This is a genomic window from Staphylococcus sp. KUGN1 (genome assembly GCF_045984185.1).
GTDB lineage: Bacteria > Bacillota > Bacilli > Staphylococcales > Staphylococcaceae > Staphylococcus > Staphylococcus warneri_A.
Genome location: NZ_JBJQIL010000001.1, coordinates 889,508 through 904,695, shown reverse-complemented (window position 1 = coordinate 904,695; position 15,188 = coordinate 889,508). Strand labels below are relative to the sequence as shown.

13 protein-coding genes and 1 other RNA gene are annotated in these 15,188 nt (G+C 32.6%); 12 read left to right on the top strand and 2 right to left on the bottom strand.

Going from position 1 to position 15,188, the window contains the following annotated elements; translation table 11 throughout:
* Window positions 1-52 precede the first annotated feature (52 nt).
* The 4 genes from asnS (at window position 53) to ACJQQZ_RS04400 (ending at window position 3,147) form a co-directional block, all read left to right on the top strand.
* The gene (gene asnS / locus ACJQQZ_RS04415) at window positions 53-1,345 is read left to right on the top strand and encodes an asparagine--tRNA ligase (RefSeq protein WP_002451151.1); all 1,293 of its coding nucleotides are present in this window, start codon (window positions 53-55) and stop codon (window positions 1,343-1,345) included.
* 134 nt (window positions 1,346-1,479) lie between these two features.
* Window positions 1,480-2,166 (top strand): DnaD domain-containing protein, encoded by a 687-nt coding sequence (locus ACJQQZ_RS04410; RefSeq protein ID WP_002451152.1) that lies wholly within the window; start codon window positions 1,480-1,482, stop codon window positions 2,164-2,166.
* On the top strand, window positions 2,156-2,815 hold the full coding sequence (gene nth / locus ACJQQZ_RS04405; RefSeq protein WP_049424113.1) for an endonuclease III: 660 nt from the start codon (window positions 2,156-2,158) through the stop codon (window positions 2,813-2,815). Before ACJQQZ_RS04410 ends, nth begins: the two co-directional genes overlap by 11 nt.
* A 5-nt stretch (window positions 2,816-2,820) precedes the next feature.
* Window positions 2,821-3,147 carry a YpoC family protein gene (locus ACJQQZ_RS04400; RefSeq protein WP_002451154.1) on the top strand — a complete coding sequence of 109 codons (327 nt, stop codon included), beginning with the start codon at window positions 2,821-2,823 and terminating at the stop codon, window positions 3,145-3,147.
* A 127-nt stretch (window positions 3,148-3,274) separates the two neighbouring features.
* Here ACJQQZ_RS04400 and ACJQQZ_RS04395 read toward each other — a convergent pair whose 3' ends face one another.
* Both ACJQQZ_RS04395 and recU read right to left on the bottom strand, forming a co-directional pair.
* On the bottom strand, window positions 3,275-5,524 hold the full coding sequence (locus ACJQQZ_RS04395; RefSeq protein WP_049424110.1) for a transglycosylase domain-containing protein: 2,250 nt from the start codon (window positions 5,522-5,524) through the stop codon (window positions 3,275-3,277).
* Entirely contained in the window at window positions 5,521-6,147 is a 627-nt protein-coding gene (gene recU / locus ACJQQZ_RS04390; protein WP_124228294.1) for a Holliday junction resolvase RecU, read from the bottom strand. The genes ACJQQZ_RS04395 and recU overlap by 4 nt, the downstream gene beginning before the upstream one ends.
* Window positions 6,148-6,490: 343 nt before the next feature.
* On the opposite strand from recU, the gene ACJQQZ_RS04385 reads away from it, so the two are divergent.
* The 8 genes from ACJQQZ_RS04385 to ACJQQZ_RS04350 all read left to right on the top strand — a co-directional run bounded on the left by ACJQQZ_RS04385 (window position 6,491) and on the right by ACJQQZ_RS04350 (window position 14,924).
* On the top strand, window positions 6,491-6,823 hold the full coding sequence (locus ACJQQZ_RS04385) for a DUF1798 family protein (RefSeq protein ID WP_002451157.1): 333 nt from the start codon (window positions 6,491-6,493) through the stop codon (window positions 6,821-6,823).
* 11 nt (window positions 6,824-6,834) lie between these two features.
* A complete protein-coding gene (locus tag ACJQQZ_RS04380) occupies window positions 6,835-7,401 on the top strand; it encodes an SLOG family protein (protein ID WP_124228295.1) in 567 nt (188 codons plus the stop codon).
* Between the two features lie 10 nt (window positions 7,402-7,411).
* The gene (gene gpsB / locus ACJQQZ_RS04375; RefSeq protein WP_002451159.1) at window positions 7,412-7,753 is read left to right on the top strand and encodes a cell division regulator GpsB; all 342 of its coding nucleotides are present in this window, start codon (window positions 7,412-7,414) and stop codon (window positions 7,751-7,753) included.
* A gap of 163 nt (window positions 7,754-7,916) precedes the next feature.
* An RNA gene (gene rnpB, locus ACJQQZ_RS04370) (RNase P RNA component class B) lies at window positions 7,917-8,296 on the top strand.
* A 178-nt stretch (window positions 8,297-8,474) separates the two neighbouring features.
* Complete coding sequence (locus ACJQQZ_RS04365; protein WP_049424107.1) at window positions 8,475-9,617, top strand: THUMP domain-containing class I SAM-dependent RNA methyltransferase; 1,143 nt, start codon at window positions 8,475-8,477, stop codon at window positions 9,615-9,617.
* A 132-nt stretch (window positions 9,618-9,749) separates the two neighbouring features.
* Window positions 9,750-10,388, top strand: coding sequence for an SDR family oxidoreductase (locus ACJQQZ_RS04360; RefSeq protein WP_145505282.1), 639 nt, complete (start codon window positions 9,750-9,752; stop codon window positions 10,386-10,388).
* Between the two features lie 192 nt (window positions 10,389-10,580).
* Window positions 10,581-14,027 (top strand): dynamin family protein, encoded by a 3,447-nt coding sequence (locus ACJQQZ_RS04355; protein ID WP_124228297.1) that lies wholly within the window; start codon window positions 10,581-10,583, stop codon window positions 14,025-14,027.
* A gap of 18 nt (window positions 14,028-14,045) precedes the next feature.
* Window positions 14,046-14,924, top strand: coding sequence for a 5'-3' exonuclease (locus tag ACJQQZ_RS04350; RefSeq protein ID WP_002451163.1), 879 nt, complete (start codon window positions 14,046-14,048; stop codon window positions 14,922-14,924).
* The last annotated feature ends 264 nt before the right edge of the window (window positions 14,925-15,188 follow it).

Genomic DNA, 15,188 nt, shown 5'->3' with positions numbered 1-15,188 from the left:
ATTTTGTTAAAATAAACAGGTATTGAAAAAAGATAAAAATAGGAGACTGGTTATGAAAACAACGATTAAACAAGCAAAGCAACATCTTAACCAAGAAGTGACAATCGGTGCTTGGTTAACTAACAAACGTTCAAGTGGTAAAATTGCGTTTTTACAATTACGTGATGGAACTGGATTTATGCAAGGTGTCGTAGTTAAATCTGAAGTAGACGAAGACGTTTTTAACTTATCTAAAGAAATTACACAAGAGTCTTCTTTATATGTAACAGGTACAATTACAGAGGATAATCGTTCAGACTTAGGTTATGAAATGCAAGTAAAATCTATCGAAGTCATTCACGAAGCACATGATTATCCAATCACACCAAAGAACCATGGTACAGAGTTCTTAATGGATCATCGTCACTTATGGTTACGTTCTAAAAAACAACATGCCGTGATGAAAATTAGAAATGAAATCATTAGAGCAACATATGAGTTCTTTAATGAAAATGGTTTCACTAAAATTGATCCACCTATTTTAACAGCGAGTGCACCAGAAGGTACAAGTGAATTATTCCATACAAAATATTTTGATGAAGATGCCTTCTTATCACAAAGTGGACAATTATATATGGAAGCAGCAGCAATGGCACATGGTCGCGTATTTTCATTTGGTCCAACTTTCAGAGCTGAAAAATCAAAAACAAGACGTCATTTAATTGAATTCTGGATGATTGAACCAGAAATGGCATTTACTGAACACGCAGAAAGCTTAGAAGTACAAGAACAATATGTTGCACATGTCGTTCAATCAGTACTTAAAAATTGTCAGTTAGAGCTTAAAGCATTAGATCGTGACACTTCTAAATTAGAAAAAGTAGCAGCGCCATTCCCAAGAATAACGTATGATGATGCTGTTAAGTTCTTGAAAGAAGAAGGCTTCGATGATATCGAGTGGGGCGAAGATTTCGGTGCACCACATGAAACAGCTATTGCAAATCATTATGACTTACCAGTATTTATCACAAATTACCCAACTAAAATTAAGCCATTCTATATGCAACCAAATCCAGATAATGAAGATACTGTATTATGTGCTGATTTAATTGCACCAGAAGGTTACGGTGAAATTATTGGTGGTTCTGAACGTATTAATGATTTAGAATTACTAGAACAACGTATTAATGAACACGAATTAGATCCAGAAGCCTATAGTTATTACCTAGATTTACGCCGCTATGGTAGCGTACCTCACAGTGGTTTTGGACTTGGTTTAGAACGTACTGTTGCTTGGATCTCTGGTGTAGAACACGTGCGAGAAACGTCACCATTCCCACGTTTATTAAATCGTTTATACCCATAATATTGAATGAATTCAATTTAGATAGATACTACACTTATTAAGCCTGGGACATAAAATCATGTCACAGGCTAGATTTTTATATTAGATATATCTTGTATAATTTCTTAAGTACAAATAATGATGGGAGGGGTAAGATGGATAAATTTCAATTAAAAACGAGACCTGTCGTTATTCGGCGAGAATTGCTTGATCATTATAGTGAATTAGGATTAGATGAACAAGACTTAATTATATTAATTAAACTCATCTATGCATCTGAAACATCAAACAAGCAACCATCTATAGAATTATTACAAAAAGGGTCTAATATGCAACCACGTGAAGTAACGGCAGTTATTCAAAATTTAATTCAACGTGAACTCTTAGAATTAAATGTTAATAAAGATGAAGAAGGTCGCTTCACTGAATACATGAATTTAGATCCTTTTTATGAGAAATTAAGTCAATTACTCAAAAAAGAAACAATGACTACCAATGTACAAAGCGATAAAGAAAAGTTTAAAACTTTATTCCAAATGATTGAGCAAACCTTTGCGAGACCTTTATCACCTTATGAAATAGAAACATTAAATCAATGGATCGATGTTGATCAACACGATATTGATATTATTCAAGCAGCACTAGATGAAGCCAATAGTCAGAACAAGTTAAGCTTTAAATATATGGATCGTATATTATTAAATTGGAAGAAGAATAATGTTAAAACAATCGATGATTCAAAAGAAATTCGTAAACAATTTAATCAACCTAAAATGAAACATACAGTTAAAAAGGTGCCTAAATTTGATTGGCTAAATGGAGAGAAATCAGATGATAAGTAAGAAAAAAGCATTAGAAATGATTGATGTCATAGCAGATATGTTCCCAGATGCAGAATGCGAATTAAGACATGATAATGCATTCGAACTCACAATTGCCGTGCTCTTATCAGCACAATGTACGGATATCTTAGTCAATAAAGTAACTAAATCATTATTTGCTAAATATAAAACACCCGAAGACTATTTGAATGTCAGTGATGAGGAATTACAAAACGATATTAAATCAATTGGATTATATAGAAATAAAGCCAAAAATATCAAAAAATTATGTCAGTCATTATTAAACAAGTTTGATGGTGAAATTCCACAAACACATCAAGAGTTAGAAAGTTTAGCAGGTGTAGGACGTAAAACTGCAAACGTAGTCATGAGTGTTGCATTTAACGAACCTTCACTTGCTGTCGATACCCATGTAGAACGAGTATCTAAACGATTAGGTATTAACCGTTGGAAAGATAATGTGAGACAAGTTGAAGATAGACTTTGCTCTGTCATACCTAAAGAACGATGGAACAAAAGTCACCATCAACTCATTTTCTTTGGGAGATATCATTGCTTAGCTCGTAAGCCTAAATGTGATATTTGTCCTTTATTCAATGATTGTAGAGAAGGCCAGAAACGATATAAAGCAAGTTTGAAAGAAGTGTGAAATAAATGATTGAAAAACAGGACTTTGAGGAATTGGAACAACAACTTGATACATTAGCAAGTCAAAAAAAGTTAAATTCATCAGAAGCTAAACCTTTACTCGATGACTATTTTGATATGATTATAGATTATTTTAAGCAAATTAATGAAATCAGTGATTTTGACTTAGCTTTATTAGATGATTATCCAGTTGTTCCAATGAACTTTTCAGAGCGTTATCAATATATGCAAGCTCGAAAATATCATTTTATGGGATATAGACAAATGAAAACTTTAAAAACAGAGCTGATTAAAATGAATGCCTCATATCAAATTCGAAAAAAGAGAAAATAAAAGATTAGAAGTACTTTATCATAAACTCGCTAACTAGACATATTTGTCATTAGCGAGTTTATTTGTATATTCGGACATAAAAAAAAGCACAAACCTTGTTGTAAGGTTTGTGCTTTTCGTCTATGAGTTATGATGCTTTATTGTTAAATATCGCATTAAAACTGAATAGACGAGTTAAGGCATTGCCACTTTGTTGTTGTGAGCTAGTACCTTGTTGTTGTGAACTGCCATTTGAACTATTTGATGAACCATTTGATCCGTTTGTGTTACTACTGTTAGATGATGAAGAATCGCTGTCACCATGCGTACTCTTATTAGTAGTATCGTTGTCAGGGTGACCACTAACAGATAATGAGTCTGGATCGCTACCTTCAACTGAGCTTGGTTTTTCAAAGTCTTTACCATCTCTAGATGAAATGTCTGACATAACGTCTTCGAATAGGTATTGTGGATATTCTTGTTCTGAATGTCCAACGAATGAGTTTGTACCGTATTCTTTAACTTTGTTGAAGCCCATCCACACTGACATAGTGTATTGAGGTGAGAATCCGTTAATCCAAACGTCTTTGGCTGCATTATCAGGTAAGTTATATTGACTATAAATTTCAGCACCATAAGTACCTGTACCTGTTTTAGCACCCATATTAACGCCAGATACACCGTGTCCATAAGCAGAACCGTAAGCTTTGAAAGTACCTTTAAGCATTTCAGCTAACATGTATGCTGTAGAATCTTTCATTGCTTTATGGCTTGTATGATCATATTCAATCGTATCGCCATCATGAGTGATAACTTTTTGAATTGAATGTGCATTGTTATACGTACCACCATTAGCAATTGCAGCAAATGCTGATGCTAATTGAGTAGGTGAGAATTCAGATGAAGAACCACCTAATACCTCAGAAGGTCCGATTTTACCTTCGTAATCTAAACCAACTTTAGATGCGAATTTCTTAGGTGCATCATTACCAGCATGTTCTTTTGTTTGTTGCCATGCTTTTAAGGCTGGAATATTGAAACTTTGACGTAAAGCATCATAGATGTTTACTGTACCATGACTCTTAGTATCATAGTTTCGGAATGTTGATCCATCAACTTGATATGATGATTCATCTTGAAGCGCATGGTTTGTTGCCCAATGCATATTTTCTATTGCTGGACCATAAGCTAAGAATGGTTTCAGTGATGAACCAGTAGGGTGAGCATCTGTAGCTTGGTTTCTGTCAACAACGTCTTTATAATTACGTCCACCAGAAATAGCTACTAAACCACCAGTTTTACTATCTAAGATAGTTGCACCAACTTGTTGGTCATCATTTTTGTAGAAGCTACCATTATTAATCTTATCTTGAAGCGTTTGTTGAACGTCTTTGTCCATATTAGTATAGATCTTAATACCACTTTGAAGAACGTTACCTAAGTTTTCATCTTTGAAATGTTTGTTATTCATTAATTCTGATTTAACAAAGTTCACATAAGATGCTAATTCAGGATCTTTTTCTTCAGTCGTATTTTGACGTTCTTTATCAGTTCTTTGAACTAAATTAGCTTTAAGATCGATTTTCTTAGCTTTTTCATATTCTTTGTCGCTAATTCTCTTATGCATATGCATTAAATATAGCACTGTATCTTTACGGCTCTCAGCTTCTTTAGGATGATCATAAATATTATAATTATTAGGTACTTGTGGTAAACCAGCTAAGTATGCTTCTTCAGCTAAGTTTAAATCTTTAAGATCTTTATTAAAGTAGTACTTAGCAGCAGCTTTAACACCAGTTACACCATCAGAGTAGTAAATCTTATTCAAGTAAACTTGGAAGATTTCATCTTTACTATACTCTTGTTCTAAACGGTAAGAAAGGTAAGCTTCTTGTGCTTTACGACCGATAGATTTTTGTTGAGACAAGAATGCGTCTTTAACAACTTGTTGCGTTAAAGTAGAAGCACCCTGTGCACCAAATCCACCAGTTAAGTTTTTACCAACTGCACCGAATAGACGTTTATAGTCTAAAGCACCGTGATCATAGAAGCGATTATCTTCAGTAGCTAATACGGCATCTTTCATACCTTGTGGTACATCTTTGAGATTGACATGTTCATGACGTTGACCATAATCTAACGTCTTGACTAAGTCACCATTTTTATCATAAATCTTAGCAGGGATTGGATCCTCTAACTTAGATTCTGTAAAAGCAGGTGCTTTCCATGCATAATATGCAAATAGTAAGATACCGAGCAACAATAGAACAATAAAGGCAATAAACATAAAGCCAATAATCTTAATAATCGTTCTCTTCACATTTCTATTCTTTTTTTCGTCGGACTTCTCATTACTGCCATTTTTCTTAGGCTGAGAAGACCCTTTGTTTTCCGTCATACGCGGTCCTCACTTTCATCTAATATCAACTTATCAACTGCTTTGAGGTAATTCAATCTAGGTTGATACTGATAAGGAATATGGTAACCATTTTTTCGTATTTCATCAACTGTTATTGATTTTTTAATATCCTTTTGATATCTATCCCAAAAGAATTCAAATTTAGAATAAGGTAATAGATATACTTCATCAAGTGATTTAAATCTTATCATTAAAAAAACAATACCGTGTTGTTGGTATGTGTTTCTCATATGATCCACTTGATGATCATGAATATTCTTCAAAGGAAATGATGTTTTGTTCTTCGTTTCCTTTGCTTCAAAATCAATATAATAGCCATTATAAACACCATTATAATCAGTTGTTGAAGGCGTACGAAAATAAGCTTCATTTATCACAGCTTTACTCCTTTTTGGATAATGAACATTCACTATCTGTACAGGCGTAGGTTTCTTGTGAATGACTGCGATGCCACGCTTTAAATAAAAAGCATTAGAATGCTCTATATCTTTTTCAAGTGACATACCTCGTCCGCCATACTCAATATTACTTGAGTTTGACGTCGATTTGCGTCCGTCCAAAGACTTATTTTCTTTGTATGGTTGACCATTAGGATAATTCATATATTTCACCACACAAGCTTGGTAGTAAACTGCAATTATTATACACAACAATTTACGATTTACCAAACTTTTATAAAATTAATGTATATTTAACTAACCAAAAATACATCAAACCTTATTTTAACGTGCTTTCATCAAATAAACAATAAAAACAATCACATTTATCTCCATGTATATCGACAATCTTTCTATCACTTTAATAGCATGTCATTAATGCACTAATGTAAAAATCATAAATTAATATCAACTTTGATAATATTTTCTGGCTTTTGTCCATTATTAAACACTTTGATATGACGCTTTAAGAACATTATGATAAATTAGTCATGTAGGAGGCAACTAGATGCTAGATACTATTCGACAGTTAATAGAGGAAGTCAATCATATGAATGACATTTACGAACAAGTTAGAGAATATGACGAAGACAAAGACTTTCACAAAGTGGTTGAACCTTATGTTCGACATATCGATTCACTACTAGATCAACTAAAACCATATGAGCAATCACTCATTGATACTACTTATATGAATAAACCAAAATTAGACTTATTAATTAAGAATATAGAAGAATTATCCGTTGAATGCCATTTTAAGCGTACAAGTAGAAAACTTTTCACTGAAAAAATAAAAGCAGTACAATATGATTTGAACAATATTTTAAATAAACATGTTTAAAGAGGGAGATTATGGTTAAAACTGTTTATATCACAGGGTATAAATCTTATGAATTAAATATATTCAAAGATGATGCACCTGAAGTTTACTATTTAAAGGAATTTATAAAACATAAAATCAAACAATTATTAGATGAAGGATTAGAATGGGTATTAATTCAAGGGCAGATGGGAATAGAATTATGGTCAGCAGAAGTCGTGATTGAAATAAAAGAAACATATCCTGAACTTAAATTAGGTGTTATTACACCTTTTGAAGGTCATACATCTAAATGGAATGAACAAATTCAAACGAAATACATAAATATGATTAATCAAGCAGATTTCTTAGAAAGCGTATTTCATTCAGAATATCAAGGGCCATTCCAATTTAAACAAGCGGACCAATTTATGTTAGACCATACTGACCAAACATTATTAATATACGATGAAGAACAAGAAGCGAGTCCTAAATTCTTCAAATCGATGTTAGTTGATTTTATGGAAAAAACAAACTATACTTGTGATATTGTGACGTTTGATGAACTCACTGAATTCATCAACGACATGCAGTGGTCTCAAGATCAAAGTTTCGAATGAGGTGGAAAAAATGTCAGATGTTTCATTAAAATTATCAGCGAAAGATATTTATGAAAAAGATTTTGAAAAAACTATGGCTCGTGGCTATAGAAGAGAAGAAGTAGATGCTTTTTTAGATGATATTATTACAGATTATCAAAAAATGGCAGACATGAATAACGAAGTTGTAAAACTTTCCGAAGAAAACCACAAACTGAAAAAAGAACTTGAAGAATTAAGATTACGCGTAGCGACAACTAGACCACAAGAGAATAAAAACTTTTCTTCAAATGGTTCTAACAATGCATCATCAAATAATGTTGATATTTTAAAACGTATTTCTAATTTAGAAAAAGCTGTATTTGGGAAATAATAAATGAATCGGTTGAGACAATCCGTGTGATATAAGCCAATGCGTTATATCATATAACTGATAAGTATTGTGACACATGTTCCTTTTTAATAATGAAGATGTTGCTATCATACTTGAAAAAGCTTTGTCTCAACCTTTTTTTATGTTATACTCTCAAAGGTGATATTTTGGGTGATCGCTATAGTGATATAGAGGAAAGTCCATGCTCACACAGTCTGAGATGGCTGTAGTGTTCGTGCTTGATGAAACAATAAATCAAGGCATTAATTTGACGGCAACGAAATAACCTAAGTCAATTGATATGGTTAGAATAGTTTGAAAGTGCCACAGTGACGTAGCTTTTATAGAAATATAAAAGGTGGAACGCGGTAAACCCCTCGAGTGAGCAATCCAAATTAGGTAGGAGCACTTGTTTAGCGGAATTCAACGTATAAACGAGACACATGCATATATTTGTTATGTGTAGACAGATGGTTACCACCAACGTACCAGTGTGACTAGTGCACGTTATGAGTACAATGGAACAGAACATGGCTTACAGAAATATCACCACTAGTTTAGCTCTCCCATACAACGGAGAGCTTTTTTAATGTCAATAAACGGTATTTACATTTATAAATGATCAACTATAAGCCGAAATGAATCACACTATATGATTAAATTTTAAATCTAACTCTGTTAGAATAAACATAACGAAATTAATCCAAAAGGAGAACAACGCATGTTTCAATTATTAGCAGTATGTCCAATGGGGCTTGAATCAATCGTAGCCAAAGAAATTCAAGAACTAGGTTACGAAACACAAGTAGAAAATGGGCGTATCTTTTTTGAAGGTGACGAAAACGCCATCGTCAAATGTAACTTATGGCTACGTACCGCAGACCGTGTCAAAATTGTCATGGGCCAATTTAAAGCAACAACCTTCGATGAATTATTTGAAAAAACAAAAGCATTACCATGGGAGTCAATTATAGACCAACAAGGGAACTTTCCAGTCCAAGGTCGTAGTGTCAAATCTACCTTATATAGCGTGCCAGATTGCCAAGCTATTACTAAAAAAGCAATCGTAGAACGTCTTAAACATGCATATAATGAAAAAGGATGGCTCAACGAATCAGGTGCAAAATATCCTGTAGAAGTATCCATATTAAAAGATAAAGCACTTCTTACCATTGATACGTCTGGTTCAGGGTTAAATCGACGTGGCTATCGTTTAGCGCAAGGGGAAGCGCCTATTAAAGAAACATTAGCTGCTAGTTTGATTAAGTTAGCTAATTGGACTGGCGATACACCACTTATCGATCCATTCTGTGGTTCAGGAACGATTGCCATTGAAGCATGTCTTATCGCACAAAATATCGCACCTGGATTTAACAGAGACTTTGTATCTGAAGAATGGAATATTATGCCACCAAACATTTATGACGATATGCGGGATGAAGCTGACAAACACGCAAATTATGATAGAGAAATCCAAGTATATGCCTCAGATATTGACCCAGAGATGGTTGAAATCGCAAAACGCAATGCAGAAGAAGTTGGATTAGCTGATATCATTCAATTCAGTGTAAAAGATGTAAATACATTAACAATCGATACTGAAGAACCCATTGCACTAATCGGTAATCCACCTTATGGTGAACGTATCGGTGATAGAGACGAAGTTGAAGAAATGTATCGATATATTGGTAAGTTAATGAAACAACACGATTATTTATCAACTTATATCTTAACAAGTAATAAAGAATACGAACATTTAGTTAATAAAAAAGCAACAAAACGCCGTAAGTTGTTTAATGGCTATATCGAATGTACGTATTATCAATATTGGGGTAAGAAACCACAAATCAATAAAGAATCATAATGATTAAAATCAAATCAATTCATTAGCACTCTCAATTCAACTGTAGTAAGGTTGGATTAAGAGTGTTTTAATTTAAATTACTTTTATAATTAATAAATATAATAATCATTATTATTGAGAGGAGTAATTAATATGAAGAATGTTTTAATTATTGGGGCAAATGGACGTGTGGCTATCGAAGCGACAAAAATTTTCTTAGAGAATTCAAACTTTAATGTGAACCTGTTCTTAAGAAATGCACATCGTATCCCTGACTACGCTTCAAACAGAGTTACAGTCTTTGAAGGCGATGCTAAGAACCAACAAGATTTAGAACAAGCCTTAGACAATATAGATATTGTTTTTACTGGTACCTCTGGCTCATTAAATCGTCACGCTGAAACGATTGTTAAAGCGATGGATGCTAAAGGTATTAAACGATTAATTTTAATTGCTGCACCTGGTATTTACGATGAGTTACCAGAAGCTTTCAATGAATGGAATAAGCAACAGTTTGGAGACAAGTTAAACTTATACCGTCAAGCAGCTGATACAATCGAGCAATCCGACTTAGACTATACAATTATTAGACCAGGTTGGTTAACAGATAAAAATGAAAATATATATGAAATCAGCAGTAAAGAAGGGGCTTTTGAAGGTACTGAAGTATCAAGAAAAAGTGTCGCTAATTTAGCAGTACAAATTGCAAAGCACCCTGAATTATATTCAAAAGAGAATATCGGTGTATTTAAGCCAGGAACTGAAGGCAACAAACCCTCATGGTTTGAATAATCCTGCCTAAAATTCATAGGTTTTAAACGATATATATGATAATATTTTAAGTAATATCATAATCTATGATAACTGACTTATTAAGAAGAGGTTATGACAACGTCACTTACATTAAAATTTGGAATAGAATTTTAAATCACTTTGTCTTAATCTCTTCTTTTTTATTGACTGAACTAAAGGGGATTAATACGCATGACACATACAGAACAGTTAGACATTTTATATAAATTAAAAAAAGAAGTAGAAAAATCAAATAACACTGCTTTACTAAATACTATTAATCAAGTGATTAAAAAAGTATATAAAAATCAATTTACAATATCATTTGTTGGTCACTTTTCAGCTGGTAAATCAACACTTATCAACTTGTTATTAGAGCAAGATATTCTACCAAGCTCTCCAGTACCTACTACTAGTAATACAGCCATTGTATCGGTATCTGATACAGAAGATATCATCGCAAACTTGCCAAACCAACAATACACAAAGCTAAAAACATATGATGAAGTTAAACAAATGAATCGTCAAAATATAGATGTAGAATCTGTAGAGATTAACTTCCAATCCGATAAATTCGACAAAGGGTTTACATTCCAAGATACACCTGGTGTCGATTCTAATGTCGCAACACATCAAACAACTACTGAGCAATTTATGTATACGAGTAATGTTTTATTTTATACTGTTGACTATAATCATGTGCAATCTGCACTTAATTTTCAATTTATGAAAAGAATTAATGAAGTGGGTATTCCAGTAGTATTTATCATTAATCAAATAGATAAACATAATGATGATGAGCTTTCATTTGATACATTCAAATCTAGAGTTGAGAAATCAATCAATGAATGGGACATCGATTTACAACATATATATTACGTCTCAAAATTCGATCATCCTAAAAATCAAATCGATGAATTATCAGAGTACCTATTGTATTTAGACAAGCATAGAGAGGCAATGGAAACATATGTGGAACGTACTGTTTCATTCATCACAGATGCTCAACTTTCATATATTCAAAATGAAATGCAAAGTATACTTGAATACCTGAATATTGAAGAGGATGAGTTTGAACAAGCTTATTTAAATTTCCAACAAACACAAGCCGTTTCAGAAGAAGCACAACTACTCAATGATAAAGACAAATTAAAAGCGTACCTTAAACAAAAACGTAAAGATATATTAGAAAACGCCTATATTATGACACATGATATGCGAGAACAACTACGTTCTTATTTAGAAAGTAAGGCTACTGACTTTAAAGTAGGTGGACTCTTTAATAAGGCTAAAAAAAAAGAGGAAGTACAAACTGAACGTTTAGATAAAGCCATCAGCATGCTTCAAGAAAAGATTAATACTCAAATACGTCAACCTATGCGTGAAGACATGTCATTCTTAACGCGTTTTATCAATCAAAAAAATATAAACGAACATATACTTAACCAATCATATGATATTCCAAATGATTTAGTTTCATCACTATATCAGCCGCAAACTACGATTAGTAATACGTATGTATTAACTTTTTCAGATGAAGTGGTTAAAGCAATCAATCAATTTGTTGAACGTCAATCGAATCCGTTATTTGAAAAAGCTATTCAACATGTACAAGCTAATGAGATTGAAACTGAAGATAATGATACATCAGATGAATATCAACGATACTTAGAATTAAATAACTTAAAAGACTCCATCACTACACGCAATTATCAACATTACTATATACATTTGGAAGACTCTTTAGATAAGTTAACTGGTCGCACTGAAGCGAATTTCACTATTAAAGAAGAACATGATACAACACACCATCAACATCGTGACCATATTCAAGCCAGTGATGACACAGTAAGTCGTTCACAAGTAGATATAGAAAAAGCTTTAAATATCATCGAAGATATTCCATTATTCGAGCGTACACAAACGGATATTAAACAAACACTCACGCGTTTAGACCAAAAAATCACTAAGATTGGTGTATTCGGTACATTTAGTGCAGGTAAGAGTAGTTTAATAAATGCTTTATTAGGTGATAATTACTTAGTTAGCTCACCAAATCCGACAACGGCAGCTACCACAGAACTAACTTACGGGGACAGTAGTAGCATTACATTAAAATCATCAAAGCAATTACTAGATGAGATTAACCAATTACTTGAGTTCTTTAATCAGTCATTCTCGTCTTTAGATGAGTTTATCAATAGCGATATTACTCAATTAAAATCAAAACTAGAAAAAAATCAACTTGCCTTTATTTCAGCAGTTGAAAAGCATTACGACATGTATATCAATATGCTAGAAGAAGGGGAAGTACATCACATTTCACAAGAAGATGTCAAAAAATGGTCTGCCGAAGATGAATATGCAACTTTCGTTAAAACAGTACATTTACAAGTACCTGTTGAATGGCTTAAAGGTAAGATTGTTGTCGATTCACTTGGTTTACATTCCAATAACCAACGTCATACAAACGAAACTGAACAAATCCTTACGTCATCAGACTTAATTTTATACGTCAGTTATTTCAATCATTCATTTACTGATAATGACAAAGCATTCATTGAACATATGAAAGATATGAATCAGTTAAATGAAAACCAAGCATTCAAAATGATTATTAATGCTGTTGATTTAGCCGAAAGTGATGAAGACCTTAATGATGTTAAAGATTATGTTGCCGATGCACTTAACCAAGTTCAATTACAATCTGAAGTATTTGGTGTGTCTAGTCGAGAAGCATTAAAATCAAGTGATGAAGGTATGGATCAATTAAAAGAAAGCATTCAACATTTCGTCGATGTAGAATCTAAAACTATCTTAGAACAACAAATGATTCATCAACTCCAACAAATTGATCAGTCCTATCATGACATGATTTCAGAGTTTGAAACCAATAAAGATGATATCGCGAAACGTCAACGTAAATTAGAATCATACAAAGACAAAGAGAGACTTGAAAACCAATTAATTGCTACTACAACCCAACATACGAATAATGAAGTCGAAGAACAAGTCTATCATTTAAATCAAAGATTAAAGCTCCAGTTAATGGATGATATTAAGTCTGTTTATAACAGTCAAATGACGCAAAATAGTGATTTCAATGCTGAAAAGAAAAATTCAACTAAAATATATCTAGATCAAATTCATCAAAGAATGTTTTTAGAGCAATCATTAATTACTGAAAGAATTAAGAAATATTTTAACCAACAATTAGACGAACAAGTTGCACCTGTCTTGCAACAGTTAAGTCAATTGCATATTATTGTACATCCACGCTTCAATTTACAACCATATGTTGTCGATCAACCATTGCTTCATATTGATTTAAACGATATGATGGCTGAATTGCCTAAACAATTAACGAAACGTAAAATTTTAAATGCGAATGCTCAAAAAGATATTCACGAAGCAATTTGTCAAAGTACATTAGAACTACTTCAACCTAACTTTAGTCGCTTAAGACAACAACTTGAAACATATGTTGATCAAATGTCTGACGAAGCAGAACAACAATTCAATAGCATTGAAGATAATATTCAAAGTCAGATCAATGAATTATTATCATTTGAATTAGACGAATCATTAATTTCACAACTTAAAGATAAGCACCAACAACTTGAAGCAATTATATATTAAGAAAGAAGGACAATCGAAATGCCTAATAAAGTATTACTCGTCGATGGCATGGCTTTATTATTTAGACATTTTTTCGCAACGAGTCTACACAATCAATTTATGTACAATTCAAAAGGAGTTCCGACTAACGGAATTCAAGGGTTTGTACGTCATATCTTTTCAGCTATCCACGAGATCCAACCTACACATGTAGCTGTTTGTTGGGATATGGGGCAATCAACCTTCAGAAATGACATGTTTGAAGGTTATAAACAAAATCGCTCAGCACCACCAGAGGAGCTCATTCCACAATTTGACTATGTCAAAGAGATTTCTGAACAATTTGGTTTCGTTAATATCGGTGTGACAAATTATGAAGCCGATGATGTGATTGGTACATTAGCACAAACCTATTCCACTGATAACGATGTTTATATTATTACCGGCGATAGAGATTTGTTACAATGTATCAACGAAAATGTTGAAGTATGGCTCATTAAGAAAGGCTTTAATATTTATAATCGATATACCTTACATCGATTTAATGAAGAATATGAATTAGCGCCGAAACAATTGATCGATATCAAAGCGTTTATGGGTGACACAGCTGATGGTTATGCAGGCGTTAAAGGTATTGGCGAGAAAACTGCACTCAAATTGATTCAACAATATGGTAGTGTTGAAGAGGTAATTAATCAAATTGATGCCTTAACACCGGGCCAAAGAAAGAAAATTAACGACAATATCAATGAACTACACTTATCAAAGCGTTTAGCTGAAATTCATACAAATGTACCTATCGATAGTGCACAATTGTTCCAAGATATGGCATTTGCAACTACGCTTAACCATATATTATCAATCTGTAATGAACATGAACTATATGTTTCCGGTAAATATATATCAAGCCATTTATAAAATCATAAACAAAGCGACTCATACAATTATCTTAAACAAGGTAATCTATGAGTCGCTTTTTATTTTTATAATCGAATTAAATTAAAATAATTTTAATTTATCCTATATCCAATTACACTTATATAAAATTTATGATATTATTAAATAGAACGTTAATAAATTGTTCAACATTATGTTGTGATGTATGTCGATTTGTCTGTTTTTTATCATTTATTTGAGAAATCATAACAATGATAATGAATCAATATATATCAAATCATAACC